Origin of the sequence: Stygiolobus caldivivus (assembly GCF_019704315.1) — an archaeon.
Taxonomy (GTDB): Archaea; Thermoproteota; Thermoprotei_A; order Sulfolobales; family Sulfolobaceae; genus Stygiolobus; species Stygiolobus caldivivus.
The window spans coordinates 1,759,521-1,784,147 of the sequence record NZ_AP024597.1 but is presented as its reverse complement, the minus strand read 5'-3'; the positions used below and the strand labels follow the sequence as shown (position 1 = coordinate 1,784,147).

Annotated in this window: 30 protein-coding genes and 1 tRNA gene; 19 read left to right on the top strand and 12 right to left on the bottom strand. The window is 38.4% G+C overall.

Going from position 1 to position 24,627, the window contains the following annotated elements; translation table 11 throughout:
• Positions 1–73 precede the first annotated feature (73 nt).
• The 5 genes from KN1_RS08390 to KN1_RS08370 are packed head-to-tail and all read left to right on the top strand — an operon-like array spanning position 74 to position 3,643.
• The gene (locus KN1_RS08390; RefSeq protein ID WP_221287030.1) at positions 74–589 is read left to right on the top strand and encodes a hypothetical protein; all 516 of its coding nucleotides are present in this window, start codon (positions 74–76) and stop codon (positions 587–589) included.
• Entirely contained in the window at positions 586–1,488 is a 903-nt protein-coding gene (locus KN1_RS08385; protein ID WP_221287028.1) for a DUF1464 family protein, read from the top strand. Before KN1_RS08390 ends, KN1_RS08385 begins: the two co-directional genes overlap by 4 nt.
• The gene (locus KN1_RS08380; protein WP_221287027.1) at positions 1,452–2,375 is read left to right on the top strand and encodes a nucleotidyltransferase; all 924 of its coding nucleotides are present in this window, start codon (positions 1,452–1,454) and stop codon (positions 2,373–2,375) included. The genes KN1_RS08385 and KN1_RS08380 overlap by 37 nt, the downstream gene beginning before the upstream one ends.
• On the top strand, positions 2,344–3,234 hold the full coding sequence (locus KN1_RS08375; RefSeq protein WP_221287025.1) for a triphosphoribosyl-dephospho-CoA synthase: 891 nt from the start codon (positions 2,344–2,346) through the stop codon (positions 3,232–3,234). Before KN1_RS08380 ends, KN1_RS08375 begins: the two co-directional genes overlap by 32 nt.
• On the top strand, positions 3,173–3,643 hold the full coding sequence (locus KN1_RS08370) for a hypothetical protein (RefSeq protein WP_225905632.1): 471 nt from the start codon (positions 3,173–3,175) through the stop codon (positions 3,641–3,643). The genes KN1_RS08375 and KN1_RS08370 overlap by 62 nt, the downstream gene beginning before the upstream one ends.
• Here the strand turns inward: KN1_RS08370 and rimI are convergent.
• Positions 3,623–4,126 carry a ribosomal protein S18-alanine N-acetyltransferase gene (gene rimI / locus KN1_RS08365; RefSeq protein WP_221287023.1) on the bottom strand — a complete coding sequence of 168 codons (504 nt, stop codon included), beginning with the start codon at positions 4,124–4,126 and terminating at the stop codon, positions 3,623–3,625. The two genes, KN1_RS08370 and rimI, sit on opposite strands and share 21 nt — an antisense overlap.
• A 45-nt stretch (positions 4,127–4,171) precedes the next feature.
• Between rimI and coaBC the strand changes: the two genes are divergently transcribed.
• Positions 4,172–5,407 (top strand): bifunctional phosphopantothenoylcysteine decarboxylase/phosphopantothenate--cysteine ligase CoaBC, encoded by a 1,236-nt coding sequence (gene coaBC / locus KN1_RS08360; protein WP_221287021.1) that lies wholly within the window; start codon positions 4,172–4,174, stop codon positions 5,405–5,407.
• Between the two features lie 473 nt (positions 5,408–5,880).
• Here coaBC and KN1_RS08355 read toward each other — a convergent pair whose 3' ends face one another.
• Both KN1_RS08355 and KN1_RS08350 read right to left on the bottom strand, forming a co-directional pair.
• Positions 5,881–6,243, bottom strand: coding sequence for a PIN domain-containing protein (locus KN1_RS08355; RefSeq protein ID WP_258712502.1), 363 nt, complete (start codon positions 6,241–6,243; stop codon positions 5,881–5,883).
• 13 nt (positions 6,244–6,256) lie between these two features.
• Positions 6,257–6,496 carry an AbrB/MazE/SpoVT family DNA-binding domain-containing protein gene (locus KN1_RS08350; protein WP_221287019.1) on the bottom strand — a complete coding sequence of 80 codons (240 nt, stop codon included), beginning with the start codon at positions 6,494–6,496 and terminating at the stop codon, positions 6,257–6,259.
• Positions 6,497–6,995: 499 nt separating this feature from the next.
• Here KN1_RS08350 and KN1_RS08345 point away from each other — a divergent pair, with 499 nt between their 5' ends.
• Positions 6,996–7,166 carry a putative integrase gene (locus KN1_RS08345; RefSeq protein ID WP_221287017.1) on the top strand — a complete coding sequence of 57 codons (171 nt, stop codon included), beginning with the start codon at positions 6,996–6,998 and terminating at the stop codon, positions 7,164–7,166.
• A gap of 6 nt (positions 7,167–7,172) precedes the next feature.
• Here the strand turns inward: KN1_RS08345 and KN1_RS08340 are convergent.
• Positions 7,173–7,247: transfer RNA gene (locus tag KN1_RS08340), tRNA-His, on the bottom strand.
• A gap of 412 nt (positions 7,248–7,659) precedes the next feature.
• The gene (locus KN1_RS08335; RefSeq protein ID WP_221287015.1) at positions 7,660–8,277 is read right to left on the bottom strand and encodes a hypothetical protein; all 618 of its coding nucleotides are present in this window, start codon (positions 8,275–8,277) and stop codon (positions 7,660–7,662) included.
• A gap of 309 nt (positions 8,278–8,586) precedes the next feature.
• Here KN1_RS08335 and KN1_RS08330 point away from each other — a divergent pair, with 309 nt between their 5' ends.
• The 4 genes from KN1_RS08330 (at position 8,587) to KN1_RS08315 (ending at position 11,733) form a co-directional block, all read left to right on the top strand.
• Positions 8,587–9,411, top strand: a complete 825-nt coding sequence (locus tag KN1_RS08330) for a DUF929 domain-containing protein (RefSeq protein ID WP_221287013.1) — start codon at positions 8,587–8,589, stop codon at positions 9,409–9,411.
• A gap of 91 nt (positions 9,412–9,502) precedes the next feature.
• A complete protein-coding gene (gene glmM / locus KN1_RS08325; RefSeq protein WP_221287011.1) occupies positions 9,503–10,867 on the top strand; it encodes a phosphoglucosamine mutase in 1,365 nt (454 codons plus the stop codon).
• The gene (locus tag KN1_RS08320; protein ID WP_221287009.1) at positions 10,864–11,262 is read left to right on the top strand and encodes a Trm112 family protein; all 399 of its coding nucleotides are present in this window, start codon (positions 10,864–10,866) and stop codon (positions 11,260–11,262) included. The genes glmM and KN1_RS08320 overlap by 4 nt, the downstream gene beginning before the upstream one ends.
• A gap of 48 nt (positions 11,263–11,310) precedes the next feature.
• Complete coding sequence (locus KN1_RS08315; protein WP_221287007.1) at positions 11,311–11,733, top strand: DUF2153 domain-containing protein; 423 nt, start codon at positions 11,311–11,313, stop codon at positions 11,731–11,733.
• A gap of 108 nt (positions 11,734–11,841) precedes the next feature.
• On the opposite strand, the gene KN1_RS08310 is transcribed toward KN1_RS08315, so the two are convergent.
• Together KN1_RS08310 and KN1_RS08305 are read right to left on the bottom strand one after the other, a co-directional pair.
• On the bottom strand, positions 11,842–12,303 hold the full coding sequence (locus KN1_RS08310; protein ID WP_221287005.1) for a hypothetical protein: 462 nt from the start codon (positions 12,301–12,303) through the stop codon (positions 11,842–11,844).
• Between the two features lie 23 nt (positions 12,304–12,326).
• On the bottom strand, positions 12,327–12,998 hold the full coding sequence (locus tag KN1_RS08305) for an orotidine 5'-phosphate decarboxylase / HUMPS family protein (RefSeq protein WP_221287002.1): 672 nt from the start codon (positions 12,996–12,998) through the stop codon (positions 12,327–12,329).
• Between the two features lie 86 nt (positions 12,999–13,084).
• On the opposite strand from KN1_RS08305, the gene KN1_RS08300 reads away from it, so the two are divergent.
• The gene (locus KN1_RS08300; protein WP_221287000.1) at positions 13,085–14,680 is read left to right on the top strand and encodes a CTP synthase; all 1,596 of its coding nucleotides are present in this window, start codon (positions 13,085–13,087) and stop codon (positions 14,678–14,680) included.
• On the opposite strand, the gene KN1_RS08295 is transcribed toward KN1_RS08300, so the two are convergent.
• Positions 14,636–14,950 carry an ArsR/SmtB family transcription factor gene (locus KN1_RS08295; protein WP_221286998.1) on the bottom strand — a complete coding sequence of 105 codons (315 nt, stop codon included), beginning with the start codon at positions 14,948–14,950 and terminating at the stop codon, positions 14,636–14,638. The two genes, KN1_RS08300 and KN1_RS08295, sit on opposite strands and share 45 nt — an antisense overlap.
• A gap of 103 nt (positions 14,951–15,053) precedes the next feature.
• Between KN1_RS08295 and KN1_RS08290 the strand changes: the two genes are divergently transcribed.
• Entirely contained in the window at positions 15,054–15,317 is a 264-nt protein-coding gene (locus tag KN1_RS08290) for a U6 snRNA-associated Sm-like protein LSm6 (protein ID WP_221290616.1), read from the top strand.
• Positions 15,318–15,348: 31 nt separating this feature from the next.
• Positions 15,349–16,566, top strand: coding sequence for a methionine adenosyltransferase (locus KN1_RS08285; protein WP_221290615.1), 1,218 nt, complete (start codon positions 15,349–15,351; stop codon positions 16,564–16,566).
• On the opposite strand, the gene KN1_RS08280 is transcribed toward KN1_RS08285, so the two are convergent.
• From KN1_RS08280 to rqcH, 3 genes are read right to left on the bottom strand one after another with little or no spacing between them, the layout of a single operon-like run.
• Complete coding sequence (locus KN1_RS08280) at positions 16,553–18,388, bottom strand: DUF460 domain-containing protein (protein ID WP_221286996.1); 1,836 nt, start codon at positions 18,386–18,388, stop codon at positions 16,553–16,555. The two genes, KN1_RS08285 and KN1_RS08280, sit on opposite strands and share 14 nt — an antisense overlap.
• Entirely contained in the window at positions 18,385–19,251 is an 867-nt protein-coding gene (locus KN1_RS08275) for an RIO1 family regulatory kinase/ATPase domain-containing protein (RefSeq protein WP_221286994.1), read from the bottom strand. The genes KN1_RS08280 and KN1_RS08275 overlap by 4 nt, the downstream gene beginning before the upstream one ends.
• A gap of 26 nt (positions 19,252–19,277) precedes the next feature.
• Complete coding sequence (gene rqcH, locus KN1_RS08270) at positions 19,278–21,068, bottom strand: ribosome rescue protein RqcH (protein ID WP_225905631.1); 1,791 nt, start codon at positions 21,066–21,068, stop codon at positions 19,278–19,280.
• Between the two features lie 31 nt (positions 21,069–21,099).
• Between rqcH and KN1_RS08265 the strand changes: the two genes are divergently transcribed.
• From KN1_RS08265 to KN1_RS08245, 5 genes are read left to right on the top strand one after another with little or no spacing between them, the layout of a single operon-like run.
• Positions 21,100–21,351 carry a hypothetical protein gene (locus KN1_RS08265; protein WP_221286993.1) on the top strand — a complete coding sequence of 84 codons (252 nt, stop codon included), beginning with the start codon at positions 21,100–21,102 and terminating at the stop codon, positions 21,349–21,351.
• Positions 21,351–21,827 (top strand): Mut7-C RNAse domain-containing protein, encoded by a 477-nt coding sequence (locus KN1_RS08260; RefSeq protein WP_221286991.1) that lies wholly within the window; start codon positions 21,351–21,353, stop codon positions 21,825–21,827. Before KN1_RS08265 ends, KN1_RS08260 begins: the two co-directional genes overlap by 1 nt.
• Complete coding sequence (locus KN1_RS08255; protein WP_221286988.1) at positions 21,790–22,476, top strand: TIGR00296 family protein; 687 nt, start codon at positions 21,790–21,792, stop codon at positions 22,474–22,476. Before KN1_RS08260 ends, KN1_RS08255 begins: the two co-directional genes overlap by 38 nt.
• Positions 22,477–22,527: 51 nt before the next feature.
• Positions 22,528–23,232: a protein disulfide oxidoreductase gene (gene pdo / locus KN1_RS08250; RefSeq protein WP_221286987.1), complete on the top strand. Its 705-nt coding sequence runs from the start codon at positions 22,528–22,530 to the stop codon at positions 23,230–23,232.
• Positions 23,233–23,284: 52 nt separating this feature from the next.
• Complete coding sequence (locus KN1_RS08245) at positions 23,285–23,998, top strand: plasmid mobilization protein (protein WP_221286985.1); 714 nt, start codon at positions 23,285–23,287, stop codon at positions 23,996–23,998.
• Here KN1_RS08245 and dcd read toward each other — a convergent pair.
• The gene (gene dcd / locus KN1_RS08240; RefSeq protein WP_221286983.1) at positions 23,989–24,522 is read right to left on the bottom strand and encodes a dCTP deaminase; all 534 of its coding nucleotides are present in this window, start codon (positions 24,520–24,522) and stop codon (positions 23,989–23,991) included. The genes KN1_RS08245 and dcd overlap by 10 nt on opposite strands.
• Between the last annotated feature and the right edge of the window lie 105 nt (positions 24,523–24,627).

Below are 24,627 nucleotides of genomic sequence, written 5' to 3'. Positions count from 1 at the left end.
CTATCCTATTCACCACAAAAATTAATTAGAAGCGATATACATTTGTATACACATGGGAAGGAAACGTACACATATGGGAAGGAAATCTTGTTTCATGTCTGATGATGCATACAAAGAGATCACGACCTACTGTAAAAACAGCGAGAAAACAATATACGACGCTACTAATGAGGCCATACTAGTTTATACTAAGTTAATGTCCGCTGGGACAAACCTATCTCTATTTTTAACCGAGTTTGAATTCTATAGGCTTTTAAAAAGTGTAAATGCGTTACATATTAATTTAGATATCCCACCCGAAACTCTAGCCGTTAACTTAGATGCATATATAAGGTCAAGGAGTCAAACGCAAGATACTGTTTTAGATACTATGGTTAACGTTCTGAATTTATTTTCAGAGTTCCTAGACGGGAAATGGTTAGCAATACCATCTGATAGTGGAAACGCCACAGCGTATTTTTTTAAAAATGAAAAAGACGCCGTATACTTCGAGAGTGTAGTTAGCTCCTTGCTGAGGAGTTTAGGGAAACGCTACACACTAAATCTAAAGGTCGAGAGAAACGGAGCGGTCGTAAGGGTCTCACAATGATTTTTTCGGGAGTAGACCCTGGGAGCGGAACGTATGAGGTAGCGTTCGTCGACGAAACCGGGAGGACACTAAAACTTCTCTCTATTCCTACGGATTTAGTCGATAAGGCCTCTAGCATACTTGTCAAATACATATCGGATCTCAGACCTATTGGAGTGGCTTTACCCTCAGGACACGGGTTACCCTTCAAAAGGTCCTCTGAAATCACAGACCGCGATATATTTCTCATGACCTTAAAAGACCCTGCTGTAGAAGGTCCTCTGCGGAATTTCCTAGTTTCGGCCAGAACGCTGGACAACGCCTTTACCTTGCCCGGGGTAATAGAACTCATAAGCGTCGACAAAAGTAAGAAAATCAACCTTATTGACATGGGTACTGCTGATAAGGTGGCTTCAGCTTTTTTCTACAGAACGATGTACGATAGTTTCGTCTTAATCGAAGTGGGTTCCTCTTTTTCATCCCTTTTAGTAGTCGTTGAGGGGAAAGTAGTAGACGGGCTAGGGGGGAGCATAATACCGGGTATTAGTTCGGCCGGTTTTCTGGACGGTGAGGTGGCTTACTTGCTATCTAAATACTCTAAAATAACCAAAAATACTATATATACAAATGGTAACTGGGAGAGAGGGCTTCAGCTCTTAAGGATAATAGCTGAGTGGTATTCTGCGCAATATAAAATTCCGATTATAGTGTCTGGGAGTAAAAAGTGGGAGATACCCTTTGGGATTAAACATAATTTCAAATTTAAGGAATCTTCAGTTGGCTCCGCATTTGTTGCCAACGCCTTATTCGGAGGTGTGTTCAGGGATTACCTTAGTTTTCTCGAAAGTGCGGGTACACCAATAGATTATGTGAGGTTGAAAGGATGGGAAGAGGTTATTTCCTTGATAAGGACGTTTTAGTGGATAAGGACTGGGATATATACCTAGTGTACTCAAACGTTAACCCTTACGGTTACGTCTACGCGATGTTAAAATATACCTACACGGGGAAAGGGCTATGGAGGGGTTACGAAAGGGTGCTAAAATACTACGGTGTAAAGAACATGGTTAGACTTAACCAAGAATTTTCTATGGAACCTTGTAACGGCGTGACGTTTCCTATATTAAAGCTCTCCAGAGTGTTTAAGCATTTAAAACCCGAAGAGAAAGTCACGGAACTAATCCGCCGATCTCCTAAGTCTATGCAAGAAGCTATTTTTTTAGATGTCTATACTGCCCTAGGAGTTACTGAGGTGGGGGTAACCGGGAGCCTCTTAGTTGGGATTAACCACAGCAAATCAGACCTTGATGTGGTAGTATACGGCTGTAAAAACGCCCTAGATGTAATGAGCAACTTTAACGGCTTTGAAGAAGACAAGGAATGGGTCATAGAGACCTCGCGCAACTACGGGCTAAGTATAGACCATTCTAGGCAACTTTACGATAAGAGGATGAGAGGTTTAATAAAAGGAGTTAAGTTTTCTATTCTCTTTGTAGATCCGAGACCTCAAAGGCCTTGCAAAGACGTATGTAAGAGGAGGGGAGAGATAACTATAAAAGCAGAATTAGAGAGCGGTGACTGTAAGGCCTTGTTTTACCCCTCTGAGGTCCCCTTGTATAATGTTAACATACTCTCAGGCGAAACTAAATTAAGGCCCAAAATACTTGTATCTTATGAAGGAATATATTCGGCACTACTCTTTAGTTCAAGGAAGATTGAAGCTAAAGGTATGTTAGTTGAATGTGAGAGACCTATTATAGTAGTGGGTGATAGGGATGTCCCAGGTTATATTAGAAGAGTTTTGTAACTCTATATCTTTTATCCTTTCTTATTCCACTGTGGAAGAGTCATTACATAATAAGCCTGGAAACGCCTCTAGGTGGAGGGATATCCCTGCTGTTACCTTCAGGGACTTGGTACTTTCAGCGTTAACAGCAAAGGACTACTATAAAGAACTTTGTAAGAGGGGACTTAGGAGAGAGAGGCCTCTATTTGATTCCCTCTATAAGGCTGTGGTGAAGAGCCAAGAATTAGGTATAAATTTTGCTATTCTAGGCACATTTATTCAAATGGTACCCTTAGCCTATTCCTCTATTTCCCGGTCTCTAGACGATGCACTCAGGAAAGCCTCAGAAACTATAAGGGGTCTGGATCAGGTCGACTCCATGTATTTTTCAAAATCGTTGCAGACACTTACCCCAAGCTATCTAGGGGAGATAAATAACGATTTTGACTATAAAGCAATGGGGAAGTTTTCCTTATATGAAGTCTTACTACATTCCGCTACAGACAGTTCCATAAAGAACATGATGGAAGACTATAAATATTCTAGGTTAGTCCTCAATAAAATTAAGCAGTTAGGGATAGAAAGAGGAGTGGTGGAAGGTTTTTTATCAGTCCTATGTCAAATCCCAGACGGTCTGATCTGGAGAAAACATGGGGGTAGGGCAGCTATAACGGTTTCCAAAATGTCTTGTGAAGCGTTAGGAGAGCCTAAACTCGTCAATGAATTGGACCGCTTTCTTTTAAAAAACGGATATAACCCGGGGTCAACAGCTGATATAGTAGCTGTCGGTATTGCACTTTATAAACTGGGTGAATGGTATGACAAAAATGGTCTTAATTACTTCAACGCCATGCAGAGAGGGTGTGATAGAGTTCCTTAACTCGCTTAACGTGGACTTCGTCGTAGGGTTAGGAGACATTGAATGCCCTCAATACATTTCTAACTATTACGGAATACTCGGAGAAATGGATACAGTAACAACTCAAAAGTACCTAAGGAAGATGAACAAATTAATAGCTAGTTCTTTTCTTAATGTATTTTCTATTGACTTTTCGTCAAAAATAGTGATAACACATTTTCCACCCGACTCCCCTACTGGATCTCGGTTTGTAAAGGCTAAAATCTTAGCAGAATCACCAGAAATAGTTATCCATGGACATAGCAGAGTCCAAAAAGAATACAGTATTGGGAGGACAAGAGTTATTTCAGTTGGTAGTATGGAGTTAGGTTACTACGTCATTTTCAATACCCATGATAGTAGGGTAGAACTAGAGAGGACGAGCCATTAGATACGCATCTTCACCATCAGCATAATAGTGTCTTAACACTTTGACCTCGGAGAACCCCAGTTTTTTATAAAGAGATATAGCAGGGGAATTAGATACTCTCACTTCAAGGTATACTTCTTCTGCTTCATACACTCCTTTCATAGCTTTCATAGAGTTTTCTAGAAGTGCAGTACCAATACCCATTTTCCTGAAATTTTCTAATACGGCAATTGAGACCACATGCCCTTTCTTCACCAAGCTGGGCACTTGTTTAATATTACTAAACCCCCACTCTATCCTAGGCATTATATACCCTACTACTTCCCCGTTAATATCTGCGACATAAAAAGCTGCACCATACTCCTTAAGGTGCTCCACAAAAAAATAATAGGGGTAATTTTCCGGTAACGCCAGCCTGTTGATCTTCACAATTTGGTCAATATCAGTCATCCTGGCTAACCTTACGACAAATGCCCCGTATTTCTTCGTCTCGGCAAACTCCATAGTATAAGGTTTTTATTCGAAGTTTAAATTTATGTCTGACAGTGAATGGTACACCCATCAAAAAGGATTATCGGGGAAATGTCCGATGAATTAAAAGGTAAGAAGCTCCTACTTGGTGTAACCGGGAGTGTCTCGATCTACAAGTCTTTAGACTTAGCCAGAAGCCTAATGAGGCGGGGAGCAGAGGTTAAAGTGATAATGAGTCCAGACGCCACTAAGCTAATCTCCCCCACCATGTTCCATTGGGCTACTGGAGAGGAAGTAGTTACTGAAATAGGGGGTGAAATAGAGCACGTTAGTCTGGCAGAAGACTATGACGCGCTAATAGTAGCACCAGCTACGGCGAACACAATCTCAAAAATAGCCAACGGGATCGCTGATACATCTGTACCCTTAACAGCACTGAACTTCATAGGTATGGCTAAAAAAGTGATTGTAGTGCCAGCTATGCACCTCCCTATGTATAGCTCTCCTCAAATAAGGGAAAATGTAGAGAAGCTAAGGGCTATAGGGGTAGAGGTCGTGGAACCGATGATCGTAAAGGACTTAGCCCATTACCCAGATGTAGAATACCTTACACAATACATAGTGGCTTATCTATTAAGGGGAAGAGACTTAAGCGGTCTCAAGGTCGTGGTTACAGCAGGTCCTACGAGAGAGTTCATAGACCCAGTAAGGTTTATTTCCAACCCTAGTAGCGGTACTATGGGTGTAGACATTGCTAACGAAGCCCACTTTAGGGGTGCCGATGTAGTACTAGTCCACGGTCCGCTGTCAACCCATCATAGACCGTATGTTAAGACCGTAGAGGTGACTACTACAGCTGAAATGGCTAATGAAGTAGAAAAGCTAGTAAAGACCGGTTACGATATAGTAGTACTAGCAGGAGCGCCGGCGGATTTTAGGCCTATAAGGACTGCGGAGAGTAAAATTGACAGCCATACTGAAGTACCTGAAATAAAACTGGAAAAGACCCCGAAGATCTCGTCAGTGATAAGGAAATATAACGTGTTCCTAGTAGGGTTCGCTGCAGAGACGGCTAACAGTGATGATGAGCTCATAATGAAGGCTAAGCAGAAGAAAGAAAGACATAAGTTTGACCTAATAATAGCTAACAATGCGCGGAGGAAAGACATAGCTTTTTCGTCTGAATACAATGAGGTATTCATAATAGGTAGTGATGATAAAGTAGAAAAATTAGATAAAAATTATAAGACCATAATAGCACGATATTTACTAGATAAAATTAAAGAAGAATATACCGTTCGGAAGACGCAGTAAAGATGATAATATTGGACTTAGTTATGTCTTCAAGGTCTATGCCCATATATGCTGAAGGTCTTGTTTATCATAATAGGGATATAATTTTTGTCCTTTATACATTAACAATATAATTGAACATTTACACTCCACTTTATTTTGAACATATAAAAATTTGAGGGCTCCATTAACAAATTATGTAATATTAAGGGTCTAATTGGTAATAACATGTAGACCTGAGGACTTTAGGTAAAACGTTACATAATTAACATTACTCAGGCATAATTAACAGTTAATATACCATCTTACTGGGACAAATAGAAATCATAAACAACTACACACAGTCTCCTTCCCATTACTATCAATTGTTGCTTTCATTTACTAATCTTTCTGAATAATAAAAGATATAACTCATAGAAATATAATAGACTTTACCTGAACAAATACTAAGAATTAGACCCGGTAAATAACTTCTTACGTTTATTAAGAGTATGTTAGGAGTAAATATTTATACCGTTTCTAAATCCAGCTTTCGCTAGTTCAGTGTCATAAGTCGCAAGTCCAACATTAAGCCTTTTAGCTATTGCAAGGATTATATAGTCGTTTAGCATCCTTAACTGCCTATTGTCCTTTTTTAACATCTCGACTCCCTTTATTATGTCTTCTAATTCTTCCTTAACTACCTCAAAATCCTTAAGCTCCTCCAGCTTTTGATTAACTAAGTCAACGTTATTCGTTAATTTAGCCAAAACCCATATGTACTCATAAACTACTATTTGTGGGATTATCACCTCGTTTTCAGTTAAAATCTTGATGGCCTCTTCGTGTCTTTCGGCGTCCTCGAAAGTCGAATACACTAAGACGTTTGTATCAACTATAATTCTTCGTGAAATCCTTTACGACCTCCTCTATAGTCTTATCAATTTCCTCTTGGCTTATCCTCCTACCTAGCGTCACAGTAGTCCACTTTCTACGATAAGGCCTAACGATTATTACCCCCTCTTTCTCATCAACGGTCATATCAACGTATTCGCCTTCCCTTATGTTAAGTTTTTCCCTGACCTCTGCTGGTATAGTAATCTGAAAGTTCCTAGTAACTTTTATTCTCATAGTAAGTAAATTTAATTACTAAGATTTAAGGATTATGGTTCATGTTAGAATTCCTACTATTATTGAGCATTTCACGGGGTCGTTTACGTCTCCGTTGCAAATTGAAATATCCCTAAAAAATTAAGATAATTTTATGTATAAATAACTAAATACTGGTTAAACATTCTATTTAATTAAAGTTGTAACCTCCTCGTTACCCGTCATACCAGCTTTTCACCGTTAATTTTACCTAATACGTGATTAACAGTTAAAATATCACTTTACTAAGACAAACTGAAATTGCAAGGGATCCGTGAACTACACAATTTTTATAACGGCCATATATTCAATTCCACTACCTACTGTGATCAGTTCAATTTTTACAAGCTGTGCCGACACACGAAATTCAATTTTTTGCAAATCAAAGGAATCTTTGCCATTTCTTTCAACTCCACGACTGAACATAGCAATAGCCCAGTGCTTTTAAGCTTATATGAGGGAAAAGGGGCGTAGTTTAAATATGAGTTATAAGGTTTTCTCAGCTGGGCAATATAAGATACGTCAGAGAGGAAAGAAGTATTACGTGTATAAGATAGAGAAGGGTCAAGACGGTAACGCGAGGGAAACTTACATAGGTCCTTTAGATAAGATAATCGAGTACTATCTTGGGAGTGTTGGGGTATCCTCCTAGTAAAGGGGCTCGGGCCGGGACTTGAACCCGGGACCTACGGGTCCACAGCCCGTCGCTCTAACCAGGCTGAGCTACCCGAGCCACTGTATGTCCCAGCCATTTAGACAATAAAGAATTAAAGAATTTAAACTTAAAGCCCCGTTTTATCGTGGTCTCTTAATCCCCCCCAATTAGACTTTTTGTATATTCTTATAATGGAATTGCTACCCTTGAAGAAAGGTCAATTAATCCATTAAAAATATAATATCATATATATAAAATTAATAAAAATATAATAATAAAAACTATTATAACGAATAATTGTAAGAACCCATTAGTATTTCATTGTAGACTGTAAATGGAATTTCCTCCTATATAAAAAGTCCTTACTTCATACTAACAATAAGCGATATAAAAAAGGTTTCAATTTTCCTGGTTTACAGGCTTCTGTGGTGCTATACTGGTCAAAAACGAGCTCTACTTTATGTAGGACCCATTAGTTCAATTGTTTTGTTCAGTACGGTGGCTGATATCCTCCACCTTGGTAACCGCCTCCTCCACCTGGGTAGTTATACCCACCTGCTGGATTCCCGTATGGTCCTCCCCCATACATACCACCTTGTGCAGGTGGGGCACTGGCTACTATTTGAGCGATGAAATTAAGTAACTGTTCTTCGCCAGCATACTGCTGATAAACGTGGTACGCGTCGAAAGCTGTGCCTCCTGCACCCAAGATTGTCAACAATTTATTGTGTAACATCTCGTCACTGAAAAAGGCGAAGCCCCCACTCATGGCTAGTGGGATTAAGTCTTGGATCCAATTCGCTATACCGGTTTCTATAGTTACCATACCCGGTCCTTGGCATATCCTTACCGTGTATGCTTTATTTGAATCTGTTAAAAAACCGAATAAGCTTGAGTGTCTAGCTTGGATTACAGCCATGTTTTGGCTTATCATAGGGTTTACTTGGAACCCTCTTCCGTTTAAGTATGCCACCACTTGTTCGCCTACATATTGCATGTTTATTGGATATGATACGGGGACTGTCATTGATTTACCGCCGAGCCCGATAGATCCCCCGCAGAGTGCTGATCCAAATGAAGGTTGTTGTCCGAAGAATGGGAATCCCATATTCATTCTATTCTAGTTTCAAGTATATATATCTACATTCTGTTAATAGGTGACCTTATTTTCTACGTTTGCTTGGGTTTTTAGTATACGGGGCTGAAAAGTCAAAGATAGTCCCATTAATTTTTTCTACGTTTGTGTAAGCAGTAGTAAAATCTTCTGTTAAAGGTAACACGTGCTGTTTAATATACCTTATTCATATTATAAAGATGATATTATGAAAGTTTAGTTTAAATTCTACGGTCTAACTTAATTTTGTTATAAAGTTTATTTAGGATAAAATTTATAAAACTATATTTCATGATATTATCGATGAATAAAAAAGGTCTAATTGGAATAGTAATTGCGGTAGTAATAGTTATAGCGGTTTTACTTGTGGGCATGCACTATTACGGTAGTCTCTCTACTTCATCAGCACAGCTAGCTAAACCAGCTACTTCAAACTCTATATTACCCCAGTCCTCAATACCTGCTGGGACTTTTATAAAAGTAAATAACCAAGACTATGCTCCTCCCGGTAAGGTGATAGTGGTCGAACAATCATGGTTAGGCTGTCCTGTAGGTGCAGCTGCTTCGTGGGCAATATATAATGTAATAAAGAACTACGGAAATGTCTCTGTAGAGTACCATTACTCTGATCCTGATCACCGACCGGCAAATATACCGGGCTTGATATTTACTGGCTTTAAATCGGATGGAGAACTTGAATTTTATGTAGCGTATGTGTATAACGAATACCTTAACGCGTCCTATAATGGGACGCCTATTCCAACTGACCAGCTAATACCGGTCGGGGAGCAGGTACTCGTCGAAGAACTGGAGTCTATGGGAGTCCCAAATGCAACTGAGGTGGCTAATACCATAATCCATTATGAAGTAAATGTAACTGTTAGTAATTACGGCAAACCTGCAGCTCTATACGTAGTCCCGCCGCACCTGAACTTTGCTATACTGGTTTCGGGCCCTAACGGGACTTATATAGTCGATACTCCTATTGTTAACCCCACTACGTTAGAAGGTTATTCGCCCCAATACGTGTATCAACACTTGGACAGTTTTACCCAAATAATCCAGGCATCTAACATGATTCAAAATATCATAACCGAAGCCTATCCTACGGGTGAATGTCCAACTTAATTTTTTTTAATAGTTTGCTTATTGTCTTATACGTCCTATTTGTACTAGGTTTAAGGGTAAAATTAAAATAAAAAAGAGAAGAAGTCTTACTATGGGTAAACTATTCGGTACGGATGGAGTTAGAGGGATAACTAATAAAGAGTTAACACCAGAAATGGCGCTAAAATTAGCAAAGGCTATAGGCACGTATTTTAGTAAAGGGAGTAAAGTCCTCATAGGAAGGGATGCTAGAGCCGGTGGTGATATGTTAATGAGGGTAGTTGAAGCGGGTTTACTAAGTGTAGGTGTCCAGGTTTATGACGGCGGTATGGCAGCGACTCCAGCGCTTCAGTATGCTGTAAAGACATTAGGGTATGATGCTGGTGTCATAGTGACAGCTAGTCATAACCCTGCCCCATATAATGGGATAAAAGTCATAGACCATGATGGGATTGAAATAAGGAGAGAAAAAGAAGACGAGATTGAACAAATATACTTTACTGAGAAGTTTAACACCCAAGAATGGAGTTCATTGACAAATGAAGTCAAAAAAGAGGATAGGGTTATCGATATTTATGTTAAAGGGGTCTTAAGCCACGTAGACACTGAAAAAGTTGCTAAGAAGCATTATACTGTCCTAATCGATTCGGCGAACAGCGTAGGCGGCCTTTCCACTCCTTTAGTGGCCAGAGGGCTGGGGTGTAAAATATTTACACTAAACGGGAATATTGACCCATTATTTCCTGCCAGACAACCTGAACCTACTTTCGATTCGCTTAAAGAGACCGCTAACGTAGCAAAGACGTTGAAGGTCGACCTTACTGTTACGCATGATGGTGATGCCGATAGGGCTATCTTCATTGATTCTGAAGGTAGGGTACAGTGGGGAGATAGGAGTGCTACTTTACTTTCCTATTGGGCTCACGTCAAAAACCCTAATGCTAGCAATAAAGTAGTGACAGCAGTCTCTAGTTCAAGTCTGGTAGAGGAGTACTTGTCAAAGTTCGGGCTAGAAGTAATATGGATGAAAGTAGGTAGTGTTGATATTGCTCATAGAGTACAAGATGAGAAAGCGCTTGCTGGATTTGAAGAAAATGGAGGGTTTATGTATCCTCCGCATCAGTATGTGAGGGATGGGGCTATGAGTTTTGCATTGATGCTTGAGCTAATGGCTGAGGAGAATGCTACTTCTGCTGAACTTTTCGACAAGCTCCCTAAGTATTACTTAGTAAAGACTAAGGTTGAATTGAAGCCGGGGTATGACGTAAACAAGTTGTACTCTAAACTTATCTCGATGTATGAGGGTAAAGGTAAGATGTTAACTATAGATGGTGTTAAAGTAGTAACGAGCGATTATTGGTTCTTAGTGAGGAAGAGCGGTACAGAGCCTATAATTAGGATCCTTGTAGAGGCAAAGGACGAAGAAAAAGCAAATAATTTAGCTCAAGAGTTAAAGAGTATTGTTGAAAGTGGATGAAGTATAGGTTACTTGACCTTTTGGCTTGCCCTATTTGTAAGCATTTCCCATTAACTTACTATGTTTTTTCTGAAAAGGACATGGAAAGGGGAATAGGTGATCAGAAAAAACCGTTGTGTGAACTCTATTGTGCATATAAGAAGACTAACGTGAAAGATGCAAAGGAGGAGTTGTTGCCCTGTGAAGAATGTTTTAGGAAAGAAATCGTGAGCGGAGTTTTATATTGTCCTGAGTGTAAAAGATGGTATCCTATTATAGATGAGATACCAAGAATGCTACCAGATAAACTAAGGAGAGAGACTGAAGACGTAGAATTTTTGAGAAAATATAAGGATAAAATACCTAGAGAGATCTTGGTTGAAGGGCTACCTTATAACATTAAAGAGAGTATTTGACATATGCTTATTAATTTGTAGTAACATAAGTAATATTGGTGTAGCCGTTTGGAAAACGGATATCTCTCAAACCTTGACGAATGGATAAAAATGCAAAAGAATTTATTAAACACTGTTAAGGAGATGGAGAAGAAATATCAAGCAGGTGATGTTGACAGACTAGACTTGATCCTTGCCACGAGGGTCGCGTTCCAGCATATAATGAGGACAATAAAGGCTTTCGATCAGTGGTTACAAGATCCACAGATAATAAGGCATATGCCGAAAGAGATGCTAGAAGATGTCATGAAGACAACGTGGAGTTTATTAGAAACTCTTCTAGAGCTAGACATTAGACATACTAGTGAGTTCAGGGATCTTGTACTCAAATTAAGTAAAGAAGGAAAACTAGACCCATTAATATGGAACAGGCCTCTAACAGAGGAGAACCAACAACAGCCAAACAGAAGAGGAAACTTTATGACTATGTAGATTTACATTTTGTTAATAGTAAATTAGTTTCTTAATAATATCCTAAAATAATTCTTTTCTTGCATACTCGTATATTTAGGTAAAAAATTGGTAAATTGGTAAAAACGTTCAATATCTTCTACTTCTCCTATTCCTTAATTTGTTTTCTTCATCTAATGCTTGTACTTTAAGTTTAATATCGTTCATTATTTGGTTCAGGTTATTTTTGAAATCATCTTCTATTTGCTGAGTGTCTAGGAATTCCAGCCCGTTATTTGTTACTTTTAACTTCTTACTTACTGGGTCATTTTCGATGTAACCTAAGTATAGCAACGATGTAATATCTTCCTTTATCATCGGGCTGAAAATATTTCCGCCTATATTATTAAACTGATAACCCAGGTCTAGCCCTTTTTCCTTCATTTCGTATAAAGCTATAACTAGGGCTTTTTCAGAAGCTCCACCAAGGGCTTTTATTATGTATAGTAGTTTTACTTTCCTTTTATCTTCTTTGAGGGTATCAGGCGTAATTACCTGCTTCGTTACAAGTTTTACATCTTTTGATTTTGTCTGACCTCCAGGTTGAGACATATAATCCTCCTCTCTTAATACTCTCACTTCTGCTTTATTACCTTAACTATCTCTGCCGTGACATCATAGGGGTTTTTTGACTTGGTTATAGCCCCTCCTACGACAAAGATGTTTATCGGTAAATCCAGTAATTCTTCGACTCTTTCTCTATTTAGCCCCCCTGCAACAGACACCAGGACCCCCAGTTCAGATACTTCTTTAATTTCTTTCTTTAAGTCGGATACGCTAATCCCCCTTTTCTTTTGGACGTCTAAACCTACATGTAACCCTATTATATCGACTCCTAAATCCTTAAGTTCTTTAGCTCTCTCTCTAACGTTCTTAACGTTTATCAGATCAGCTTGGACTAGGATCCCATATTCGTGTGCTTTTCTAACTGCACTTTCAATGGTAGCATCATCCATAATACCAAGCACTGTCATTATCTTGGCTCCACCCAAGTTTGCGATCTCAGCCTCCACATCTCCAGCGTCAGCTGTCTTTGTATCAGCGAGGACTATTTTACCGTTGCTAACTTGGTTAAGCCTCCTTAAAGCGTTGATTCCTTCAGCTTTGAGTAGCGGTGTGCCGCACTCAATGATGTCGGCACCCGCCCTTACTGTTTCGATGGCGACTTTTTCTGCGTCATCTATTTTTAAAAAATCTAGTGCTACTTGTAATAATCTAGAATTATTAAGAGTTTTAAGTAATTCCATTTTGTCTCCCGTATAGATTACCCACTAAAAATAAAACAATTGAGCTTTAAAGCTGGTGTTTGTAGTATATAAGCTGTGATTTCCGTTTGACGAAATTTATTATAGTCACCGGCGGCGTATTATCAAGTGTAGGTAAGGGTACCGTTTCAGCGTCTTTAGGGCTTCTACTTAAATCAAGGGGATATAACGTAACGCTGGTGAAGGTAGACCCTTATCTAAACGTAGACGCAGGGACTATGAACCCGTATATGCATGGCGAAGTTTTCGTAACAGATGACGGTGCTGAGACAGACCTAGATCTCGGACACTATGAGAGGTTTGTGAACATTAACATGAGCAAATATAACAACGTAACGGCGGGTAAAGTCTACTTTGAAGTAATAAGAAAGGAAAGAGAAGGGAAATATTTAGGGCAAACTGTCCAGATTATCCCCCATGTCACAGATGAAATCAAATCGATGATAAGGAACGCTGCTGAAAAGGCAAATGCGGATATCGCAATAGTTGAGATAGGTGGTACTGTCGGAGATATAGAAAGCTTACCTTTTTTAGAGGCAGTTAGGCAATTGAGGATAGAAGAAGAGGAACATAACGTATTATTTGTTCATGTAGCACTAGTAGAATACCTTAAAGTTACCGAGGAGATAAAGACAAAACCCCTTCAGCACAGTGTCCAAGAATTACGTAGGATAGGTATTCAGCCCGATATCATTATCGCGAGGTCCGTAGTACCTTTAGACGACGATACTAAAAAGAAAATAGCCTTATTCACTAATGTTAGACCTGAAAACATTTTCTCTAACTACGATGTCTCAATGACCTACGAAGTCCCGTTAATTCTGGAGAACCAAGGATTGCCGAAAAAGATCCTGGAAAAGCTCAGTCTAAGTGATACACCACCTAGTCTAGATGAATGGAAGAAGTTTATTTCAGACCTTAAAGAAGGTAAGAAAGAAGTTACGATAGCACTGGTTGGCAAATACACTAAGTTAAAGGACAGTTATATTAGTATACGAGAAGCCATCTACCACGCCGCTGCTAAACTTAAAGTTAAACCCATTTTATTATGGATAGAATCTACAGATTTAGAGACATCTCCCGAAGAGTTAGAGAAACTGAAGAACGTTAACGGTATTATAGTCTTACCAGGTTTTGGGGCTAGAGGTGTTGAAGGAAAGATATCTGCTATTAAAATAGCTAGAGAGAACAATATTCCTTTCTTAGGGATATGCTACGGTATGCAATTAGCAGTAGTAGAATTTGCTAGGGATGTTATGGGGCTAAAAGGTGCACATACTACTGAAGTTGATCCAAATACCCCATATCCCGTGATAACTCTCCTGGACGAGCAAAAACGGGTAGTCCAGGTTGGCGGTACCATGAGGCTAGGGCTACAGAAAGTGATCATAAGAGAAGGGACAATAGCCAGTAGGATTTACGGGTCTACAGTAGCGTTTGAAAGACATAGACATAGATATGAAGTAAACCCAGAATATGTTGACAAACTACAAAAAAATGGGATGGTGATATCGGGGACTAGTGAAAACGGTTTAGTGGAGATGATTGAATTAAAGGGTCATAAATTCTTTGTCGGTTTGCAAGGCCATCCGGAGTATAGAAGCAGACCTCTATCTCCCTCACCCGTTTTCTTGAGTTTTCTCAGAGCTAGTGCTGGTATCTGATAGCAATATTGTAATTTTTTCATACTTAGGTTTTATAACTTTTCTTATACCTTTAACCCCATTTTCGTAATTAATTTCTATAAGACCTGTGCTTTCAAGTTCTGCTACGTGGTTGCTTACATTTCCTTTGCTCATGTGGAGGATTTCACTTAGTTCAGTAATGTCAAGGGGGTTTTCACTTGTTAGTCTGAGTATGTTGACCCTAGCCATTACACTAAGTGTCTTCGAAATTTTTACAATTTCTTCTGGGTCAGATATAATTAATTCCACATTGTTAATCTTATGGGCTTTTCCCTTAAAAAACGTGAGGTAAAAGAGATGAGAACCCTTTTATATTAGCTAGTAACACATTTTCAAATTGAGGAGACTTATCGTGCAAGCGAAGATGGAAAACCCATTAAAGAGCCTGAAAACAGCCACAAATAAAGTAGTCCTCGTTAAATTAAAGAACGGATCAGAATATATAGGTAGATTAGAGCAAAGCGATGGTACAATGAACTTGGTATTAAGGGATTGTGTGGAGACTAAGGAAGGGACTTCGGACCCTGTAGCTAAATACGGTAGGGTTCTAATTAGAGGGAGTAACATATTGTTCATTAGTGTAGACTATGAAATCATAATGGGAAAAGAAAAGTAAATTTATAAGCGATTTAGTGTGAGGATAAGGTATAATGAGGAACATAAACGTTCAATTAAGCCACTGGGCTGATATAGATTCTTTAGATGTAGAACTAGTTGAAAGAAAAGGCGTTGGGCATCCTGATTATATAGCAGACTCTGCATCGGAAGAAGCCAGTAGGAAGCTTTCCCTTTATTACATTAAGAACTATGGTGTAATACTTCACCACAATTTAGACAAGACGTTACTAGTAGGTGGACAAGCTTCTCCTAAGTTTAAAGGTGGAGAAGTACTTCACCCTATCTATATTGTAGTTTCTGGTAGAGCTACTACGGAAGTAAAAACAGAACACGGAACTGAAAGTATACCCGTTGGTACAATAATAATAGAAAGCGTAAAAGACTGGATAAAGGAACATTTCAGGTATTTAGACGCAGAAAAACATGTAGTAGTTGATTATAAAATAGGAAAAGGGTCTACTGATTTAGTAGGCATTTTTGAGGCTAATAAACAAATGCCTTTATCCAACGATACCAGCTTTGGGGTAGGTTTTGCTCCTTATTCCAAATTAGAGAATTTAGTATTTAACACAGAGAGGTTATTAAATTCTAAGGAGACTAAAGCTAAGATTCCAGAAATAGGGGAAGACGTAAAAGTTATGGGGCTAAGAAAAGGTAAGAAAATAGAGTTAACAGTCGCCATGGCTGTAATAAGCCAATTAGTTGAAGACGTGAACCACTATATAAGCATTAAAGAAGAGGCTAAGAAACAAATACTCGATTTAGCATCAAAACTAGTCCCAGACTATGATGTAAAGGTAAACATAAACACCGGCGATAAGATAGAGAGAGGAATAGTATACCTTACGGTTACAGGTACTTCTGCTGAACACGGAGACGATGGTATGACGGGCAGGGGTAACAGAGCAACAGGCCTGATAACTCCAATGCGCCCTATGTCCCTAGAGGCTACTGCAGGTAAAAACCCTGTTAATCACGTCGGCAAATTATACAATATAGTAGCTAACCTAATAGCTCAAAAAGTATCTCAAGAGGTAAAGGGAGTTAAGAATGTCCAAGTAGAAGTCTTAGGTCAGATAGGTAGACCGATCGACGACCCGTTGATCGCCAATGTCCAGATCACTACAGAAGATGGTAAAGTAACAGATAACATGAAGAGGGAGATAGAAGGGATAACAGATGAGATGCTAGGGAATATTATGAAGTTATCTGAACTGATCCTCGAGGGTAAAGTTATTTTGTTCTAAACCTAGACCTCCTATAATCATCTAATAGTCTCCTAAGGTCAAGATTTTCGGATTCTGCTATGATCTTCTCTCTGTATAATGTCTCTATATCTTTAATAAGATCTCTCTCTATTATTATTGAATCGGCTAGGAATAGCTTGACTAAAGAGTTATTAACTTCTTCGCCTAATAAAATAATTTTCTTTTCACTAGTATTTATTTGTAAATAAGAAGGTAAATCTGAGACTTTTACTACTGTTAACTTAGATGCCGCTAAACCTTCTATTATACTTAATAACTCCTTGTTCTCAATTTTCTCGTTCTCTAGTTGCTCCTTTAGACTATTCAGCGACTTAATATAGTTTTCGATTTCTAGCTTTAGTTCGTAAATCTTTCTCTCCTTTTGTAACTCTTTGTTATACATCATTTTAATTTCATCTATCCTTTTCTGAAGTAATGTGTTCTGGAATGCTAAATCTCTAATTTTTCTCCTCAGTTTATCAATTTCCCTTTTAAGCTGGATATTTTCTTCTTGAAGAGATTCTATTTGATTATTATTGTCGGTATTATGCGAGACAGCAGAGAATTGTGGCTGTCTCTCGCTCTCATTATCTTCTATCTCTTTTTCTATCTCTTTTTCTATGCATTCATTTATAGTCTTACCTCCAATTACGCACTCTAAAACCTTATCTTCATCCACTTCAATATCCATTCTTCTCAGCAAGCCCCTAGCATGGTTTAGCTTGTGGGAGATTTCATAGTATGCTTTTAGAGCTGCGGCCAGAGAATCTCTAACGTGGGGGTCGTCTATTTTTATTCCATACTGGGTGGAATATTTATCAACCATGAGCATTTTCTCATCCATACCTAATCTTCTATCTGGAACAAAAAGTTTAGAATTTAAGGTAGATGCGATCTTTTTAACTGTATCTGGTACCGGTGTTACGTCTGTTGCTATTAAAATAGGTTTTCCATGTTTTCTAACTATATCTATAATATCCTCTCTATCTATATTTCTTCTAGAGATTAGCAGGAGTGGGTTTCCATGTAAATCGATAATAGAAATTCCTACTTCTATTCCGGGGTCTATTCCTACAATTAAAGGTTTGGCCTCTTTTTTAGCATCGCCAAACTCAATTTTAGATTTATAAACTGGTTTTATTTCTACCCTAAGGTCATGTCCTTTCATTTTCCTGACTATTCCGTATAGGCTCTCTCTAGGTGAATAGACTGTGAATACGGCTCTCTCTATTCCAGCTTTGCTTCTTTTTATAGAGTAATCATAATCGAACCCATGGGAGTCAAGTTCTTCTTTTATCCTCTTAGCTACACGTAGGATTAATCCCCTTAAATTCCTCTTATATCGGTTACTACTCATCCCGCCTGGACCTATCGCTCTACCCCTAGAAATTATAATCTTTGTTTTATTTTCTTTAATTTTTATTGGTGTACCTATACCCTTTAGCGCTAGCACAGCTGCTAAATAAGCTGTCTTAATAGGTGTAGGTTTTCCTTGGACTTCTATTCCTGCTTCTCTGGCTACATCTCTTATATCCTTAAAGGTTCCGTTTACATACGTAACCTGGACTACTTCTAGTCTGTCCGGGAATAAAGATAATATTTTGACCAGTTTTTTCTCTTCTGCTGCGAGCTCATATATGTTGTCAACAGCTAGTTTCCCCGGCCTTAATTCCCATGCTAATCTTAATATTCTTGTAAGCGGTACTGCTTCAGCTTTATATTCAATTTCACCTTTATCGTTAACCACAACTATTGAGTATGAGGGAGTCCTCGATGACGAGGGACTTTGGCCAGGCTCTATATCTATTCCCATCACTCTCATGTTTTCCCCTTAATATACTCTAGTATTTTCTCCGTATTTTCTTCTATTCCATATCTTTTAATAAAGTATGCGAGTATGTGGTCGATATCTCTTACCAACAAGTCTTCATTATCAGTGCTACTCCATTGAGGCCAATCTATTACATAAGCTGTGTTGTCTCTGACTAATACATTATATTCGCTTAAATCCCCGTGGATCATTTTGCATTCATTATAGGCTATTCTCACTGTCGAAATAATCTGGTCTAAAACCCCTCTTGGGTCATCTAATTCGCTTCTATATAGTTCATTTCCTTCGACGAGCTCCATAACTACTGCATTATACGCGTTACTGAAAGGCTCTGGTACATACCCATAGTTTTTCTTAATGCAGGATAGGGCATGATACTCTTTTTCCGCATTTTCCACAGAAATAATGCTCCAATCTTTATTTTTTGATATATTCCTTATCTTCCGTATATTCTTATAACTACGCTTTCCTACCCGGTGGAACTTTACTACAACAGGCTCATCGCTAAAATTATAACCCATATATACTTCGCTTTCCTTTCCCACCCCTATCACGATCCCTAAGCTTTTCAAGACCTTATCTACATATAATTTCTTTATAGCTAATATATCAAGAGCTGTAAAAGTGATCCTATAACTATGTTCTCCAGTGACTATCTGTTTTGATAATAGTCTTAGGTCGTAAAGTTTAACAAGAACAGGCTGTAGTTCTCTTAAACTGAGCCCGGTTTCTTCTACTAATTCCGAAGTTCTAATCCACTCGTGATTTCTGTGTAAAGAATAGATGGTCTTAAGGACTTTGTAATCTAAAGGTCCTACTAACGACGCTCGCTCGGCTAATGTTAAAGAAGGCATAACTACTAACAATAAATATTATTCCTTCATGTTTTAATTTTTTTCATAAGTATCCTAGACTTGCCCGGGATCTCTCTTATTAGGTCCTCTTTGATCGCCTTTAGACCCTGAATTCCAAATTTATCGTGAAAATACTTTATTATCTTTTCCCCTAGTTTTGACGGATCCTCATCACCGGGTGAAACAACTACGTACATATCGGTCTTTGATGACACATTATCCGTATTTCCCACTATAATTTTTATTTCGTTATCTTTTCTTAAAAGTCCTACTGCTAGTTCTAGTTTAACATTCTTAATATAATTTTTCTTTCCGTATATCATAAAAGACCCTTTCTTTAAGTATTCTCCACTGGGGGGAGACTTACTCACTTGGTCCCCGTATACCCAAAATACGTCTATCGATGCCATCCCCGATTTCCAGGCTTTAGAATAGCAAGCTGATATTGTAGCGGCATCAACTATATCTTCTTCTTTAGGTTCTCTTCCTTCAGTTTTTAGGACAGTTGCGGCTGCACCTTGGATATCTGAATGCAAGAAAATATCTCTATCTTCAAGTAACTTTCTGACAATGCTCTCGTTTTGGTCTACATCTCTCCCTGCGATAACGAGAAAACCGTTTCTCGTAATACTCCAATGGTACTTCTCGTACCACTCTTTTTTCCTAGACGAGACTAAGATCTCTTCTTTTCTTTCTATTATCTGTTTTTCCAGTTCTTCCATTTTTAATTGTAACTCATTGAGTACTAGCTTAGCCTTTTTTGCTTTTTCTATGTATTCTTTTGCCATGTCATAATACTTTGATGAGTTCTTGTAGACTGTGAGTGTAGGGTCTAACTCCACTTCGACCCCGCTTATTACCGCCTTTACGGTATTTCGTTTGTTTGACTGGGCTAATATCGTATTTACGGTGTCATAGTTAGCTACTATTAGTTGTGCTATACTCCTTAATTCTTCTGCTTTTTTCTCGTATTCCTCAATTTGTCTCTTCGTATCTTCTATTGTCTTTTCCAGTTTTTTTCTATCTTCTTCTAATTTTTTATCTATTTCACTCTTAATTAAATCTTTTTCTTCAGCGGTGAAAAATTCATCTAGGGCATCATTATAGCTTTCCATTTGTATACAATGTTCTACCTTTACAGGCAAAACAGTCACACCTTTTAATAAACATTTCTCGAAATTACCACTGACTATTTTCTTTATCAGATCATCGACCTTCTTTTTAGCTTCTTCTAACTCACTTTCATTAACAGCCTTAATGTTAAGAGCTTCGATTATTTCTTGGGGGACCCCGAGAACTCTGCTTAAGTTATTTTTCTTAAGCAGTTTTTCTATTTCCTCCTTAGTTGGTGGTTTAAACGAAGGTGGAGGAGTATATCCTAAGCCTAGTTTGATTACTCTATCTTTAAATTCCTTATATTCTGTAGAAAATAATATCCTGTTATTTTCATCTGTAATTACCAGTAAACCTCTAGGTAGTAGTTCCAGATAGATAGTTTTTTCGGAGGCGACTATCTTAATGATCCTCTCTGACCCTAAAATCGATATTTCCCTTATTATCCTATCCCTTAAGAGCTCCCTAAGTATAGAGACTTCAGACGTGGATAGTTTTTGTCTCTCGTATTTGGTAAAATGTATTCGTTTCCCCGGCTCTAGGACGAGGTTTTTATACTCCCCCTTGCAATACAATTTAAACAAATAGGCTTCTAGCCCCTCTATTTTAAAGATGTTATCTATCCTACACCCTTCTATTTTATCCTTGTTTTCAGTATACCATGCCAATAGGTCGATGTATGACATGCTCGTCTTTTTGTTCAATTATTTTACCCCCTTTCCACTATTAATTACCGTGGAAAAAGAAGATAAAATCTTGGTACTGAGGGCAGTAATTGGAGTACTTAGCGGGATAATCTCCTTCATATTAGTTAAAGATGAAATAGGCAGTCTTATTGTCCCCCTCATGGCTTACGCATTTTCTATAGGTATAGTATACGGTCTAATCAAGAACGTCGGTCTAACTAAATGGGATCTCTTAGGTAGAGGGGTGTCTATACTCTTTGCATCGTGGCTTTTAATATTCGTAATATTGTATAATGTATAATGCAAAGCCAGAAATTTGTCGTAGATGCAATGCTAGGAAAACTTGCAAGGTGGTTGAGGATTCTCGGCTACGATACAGCTTACAGTAACAGTTTTGAAGATTGGAAAATTTTGAGGATAGCTTCAGAGGAAAATAGGATAATTTTAACTAGGGATAGAGGTTTATGTTCTAGAGCCAGGAAGAAAGGTTTAGAATGCTTTTACGTATTGCCGGGACTAAAGATAGAAGAGGTCCTTGCTAAGCTAGCCTTAAAGTATCATATTGATCTTTCTATAATAGACCCAAACTTTTCAAGGTGTTCAGTGTGTAATGGTGTTTTAAAGAAAATTAATGATAATTATTGGGAATGTACCAAGTGTCATAAGAAGTACTGGAAAGGTTCTCATTGGAGGACAATAGAAAACACCCTTATTAGGGCGAGAACATTATTAAAGAGTGATGAGCCTAAGCAACGACCAGTTAATTACAGTCAATGAGCTCACTGAAGATATAGGTAAGAGGCTAGTTAAAATAGCTCGTCAAGCAATAGAAGTTGAGATCGGTCTAAGAAAGAACGTAGATGAGTCCTTATTTTTGCCTGTTATGGAAAAGAAAGGACTGGCATTCGTGACCTTAGAGAAAAAATCAGGTTCTACTACATCTCTAAGGGGATGTATAGGGTATGTAGAAGCTGTAGCATCACTTAAGGACATAGTAAGACGTGCAGCTATAGGGGCTGCTTTTTCCGACCCGAGGTTTCCTCCCTTAAGAAAAAATGAAATTGATGATGTAATAATAGAGGTTACAGTTCTAACGAGACCTGAGGAGATCGTAGTGGATAATAGAAAAGATTTAGTAAATTTTGTAAAAGTTGGAGAGGACGGACTAATAGTAGAACACGGAATAATGCACAGTGGCCTCCTTCTCCCTCAGGTTCCAATGGAATATTGTTGGGATAGCGAAACTTTCTTAGCTGAAACTTGCATAAAAGCTGGCTTGGATCCAGACTGCTGGCTTAACCCGCGGGTTAAGGTAAAGAAATTTCAAGGCATAATTTTTAGGGAGGTTGATCCTAATTCAGATAATATAGCTGTTTTAAAGCCTAACCAAATTAAATGCAAAAAGGACGAAATTTTGAATTTATAGTAGTTACTTTTTTATTCGGCTAAGCGAAAAAAGATCAATAGCGTGGTTAGGATGGAAGAAGAATTTGCAGAACTTTTTACAGATGAAGTTAAACAAGCGTTACAAGACGCCCTTAAAGATATGAAAAACCCTGTAGATGTATATGTTTTTGTAAATTCACAAGATGAGCATTGCCATTACTGTGATGTTACCAAGAGATTCTTAGAATTTATGAGCGATGCGGCTCCTAAAAATAATGGACAGAGCTTATTACATGTCCACGTGGTAGATAAGGCTAAACAAGATGACCTAAAAGTCTTTGAGGAGTTTAATGTGGAGAGAATCCCTACTGTAGCTTTTATGAAAGGGTATATAAGATGGACGGGTGCCCCACTGGGAGAAGAAATTAGGGCATTAGTTGAAACTGCTGTACGACTCTCGTTAAATGAGAGCGGATTAAGTCAAGAGACCATCTCAGCAATAAAGGATAAGCTTAACGGTTTTGTTAAAATAGAAACAGTAGTCACTCCCTCATGTCCGTATTGTCCTTATGCTGCCCTAATGGCCCATATGGTAGCATATGAGGCATGCAAAGCTAACAAGTGTAATGTAGTTTCAGAAGTAATAGAGGCCTATGAAAACCAAGATATTGCTGAGAAATACCAAGTTATGTCAGTTCCTGCTATGGCAATAAACGGCTCTGTGGAGTTCATAGGAGTTCCTACTGAAGAGAATTTAATCTCATCTGTCCTTGAAAAACAAACACAGAAAGCGTAATCTCAAAACTAAGGAAAGTAGTTTTTTATTAATAAAAGTTTAAGTCTTATTTATGAAAGTGATCCAAATAAAGCTTACCGATGAAGAGTATAGACAATTAGAGGATAAAGCACGTCAAGAAGGATATGTACTACTTTCTGAGTATGTTCGTAGCGTATTATTGGGAAGACAAACTACCGTATCTAACCCGATAAGTATTGACATAAATAACGCTGATGTTATAAACCAAATAACAAATAAGTTAGAAAGGAAAATTATTGACTATATTAATCCATTTACTTCTCAGATAGAGGAATTAAAGAGAAAGATCGCTGAACTTACAGAGAAAATTGAAGAACTTGAAAGTAACAACAAAAGTATAGAGAAGACTGAGGAAAAGAGAACTACAGCCGGATCAAGGATATTAGAAACAAAAAGAGAACAGCAACCACAACAGCCTAAGAAGAGAAGTATAGAGCGTTTACAAGAGGAAGGAATAGTATTTGAATCAGAACTGAAATCATTAAGAGACCCTTCCGCGTTTTTCGCTAAGCTTGAAAGGGAGGGAGCCAAGATAATATACTTAGAAACAGAACGAATAGCCATGAGCCAAGACTTTTACAATAAATTCCTTGAAGATATATCAACGCTTAACACTTCGGATCTAGAAGAAGCCGCGAGTAAACTTGACCCTAAGGAAGCTAAGCTTTTCAGGAAATTAGCTAGAGAGGCTTTCGTAATTTACGACGCTAACTCAAAAGGTTGGCGTTTAACAGTTCAGCTGTGATTTGTTTTAAAAAATTTTGGCACAGTAACTCCCTTTTGTCCTTGGTATTTTCCTTGGTAAGGGTTCTCAACAGGCGTAAGTGTTTTAGCAAAGATTAAGTGCAGGAACCTAGTCCCTCTCTTTAACTTTACGGGGAAAGACGAGCCTACCACTTCTATCGTGATCTGTCCTTCAAAGCCGGCATCGACGATCGTAGGGGGGATGAAAAGCCCGAGTCTTGCGAAAGAAGAGCGTAAGTTCACAAATGACATTACGTCATTAGGTAGTCTGATGTACTCCTCCGTAGTGAGTAATACGTGCTCGTAAGGCCTGATAACAAACTCATTACCTTTCTCTAGCTTAAAAAATGAATAGTCGGGGTTCTCTGGGTCAAATACTCTGTCTTTAGTCTCCTCAAACCTGGCTATTTCTTCCCCTATACGGAGGTCTATCCCGTTCTCTCTGACACTATCCTCCCTTAACGGGTCAACGATTATCCACTTCTTTTCTAAGTAATATTTAAGGTCCCTATCTCCTAGAATCATATCAACTTAATTTTTGTATAAGAACGTATTTAAGGGAAATTGCTACGCTTTCTGACTCGTATCTTTATCAGGGTAACTCTGATTCGTCATAAAATCGGTCTTGCC

What these genes read in the sequence shown, in the direction of transcription:
- KN1_RS08380 (WP_221287027.1), top strand. Translation starts at nt 1,452, where the DNA reads ATGGGAAGAGGTTATTTCCTTGATAAGGACGTTTTAGTGGATAAGGAC.
- KN1_RS08260 (WP_221286991.1), top strand. Translation starts at nt 21,351, where the DNA reads ATGCAAAGCCAGAAATTTGTCGTAGATGCAATGCTAGGAAAACTTGCA.
- KN1_RS08310 (WP_221287005.1), bottom strand. Translation starts at nt 12,303, where the DNA reads ATGTCTCAACCTGGAGGTCAGACAAAATCAAAAGATGTAAAACTTGTA.
- KN1_RS08370 (WP_225905632.1), top strand. Translation starts at nt 3,173, where the DNA reads ATGACAAAAATGGTCTTAATTACTTCAACGCCATGCAGAGAGGGTGTG.
- glmM (WP_221287011.1), top strand. Translation starts at nt 9,503, where the DNA reads ATGGGTAAACTATTCGGTACGGATGGAGTTAGAGGGATAACTAATAAA.
- KN1_RS08375 (WP_221287025.1), top strand. Translation starts at nt 2,344, where the DNA reads ATGTCCCAGGTTATATTAGAAGAGTTTTGTAACTCTATATCTTTTATC.
- rimI (WP_221287023.1), bottom strand. Translation starts at nt 4,126, where the DNA reads ATGGAGTTTGCCGAGACGAAGAAATACGGGGCATTTGTCGTAAGGTTA.
- KN1_RS08350 (WP_221287019.1), bottom strand. Translation starts at nt 6,496, where the DNA reads ATGAGAATAAAAGTTACTAGGAACTTTCAGATTACTATACCAGCAGAG.
- dcd (WP_221286983.1), bottom strand. Translation starts at nt 24,522, where the DNA reads ATGATTCTAGGAGATAGGGACCTTAAATATTACTTAGAAAAGAAGTGG.
- KN1_RS08305 (WP_221287002.1), bottom strand. Translation starts at nt 12,998, where the DNA reads ATGGAATTACTTAAAACTCTTAATAATTCTAGATTATTACAAGTAGCA.
- KN1_RS08335 (WP_221287015.1), bottom strand. Translation starts at nt 8,277, where the DNA reads ATGGGATTCCCATTCTTCGGACAACAACCTTCATTTGGATCAGCACTC.
- KN1_RS08345 (WP_221287017.1), top strand. Translation starts at nt 6,996, where the DNA reads ATGAGTTATAAGGTTTTCTCAGCTGGGCAATATAAGATACGTCAGAGA.
- KN1_RS08255 (WP_221286988.1), top strand. Translation starts at nt 21,790, where the DNA reads ATGAGCCTAAGCAACGACCAGTTAATTACAGTCAATGAGCTCACTGAA.
- KN1_RS08385 (WP_221287028.1), top strand. Translation starts at nt 586, where the DNA reads ATGATTTTTTCGGGAGTAGACCCTGGGAGCGGAACGTATGAGGTAGCG.
- coaBC (WP_221287021.1), top strand. Translation starts at nt 4,172, where the DNA reads ATGGTACACCCATCAAAAAGGATTATCGGGGAAATGTCCGATGAATTA.
- KN1_RS08280 (WP_221286996.1), bottom strand. Translation starts at nt 18,388, where the DNA reads ATGAGAGTGATGGGAATAGATATAGAGCCTGGCCAAAGTCCCTCGTCA.
- KN1_RS08320 (WP_221287009.1), top strand. Translation starts at nt 10,864, where the DNA reads ATGAAGTATAGGTTACTTGACCTTTTGGCTTGCCCTATTTGTAAGCAT.
- KN1_RS08275 (WP_221286994.1), bottom strand. Translation starts at nt 19,251, where the DNA reads ATGCCTTCTTTAACATTAGCCGAGCGAGCGTCGTTAGTAGGACCTTTA.
- KN1_RS08245 (WP_221286985.1), top strand. Translation starts at nt 23,285, where the DNA reads ATGAAAGTGATCCAAATAAAGCTTACCGATGAAGAGTATAGACAATTA.
- KN1_RS08330 (WP_221287013.1), top strand. Translation starts at nt 8,587, where the DNA reads ATGAATAAAAAAGGTCTAATTGGAATAGTAATTGCGGTAGTAATAGTT.
- pdo (WP_221286987.1), top strand. Translation starts at nt 22,528, where the DNA reads ATGGAAGAAGAATTTGCAGAACTTTTTACAGATGAAGTTAAACAAGCG.
- KN1_RS08390 (WP_221287030.1), top strand. Translation starts at nt 74, where the DNA reads ATGGGAAGGAAATCTTGTTTCATGTCTGATGATGCATACAAAGAGATC.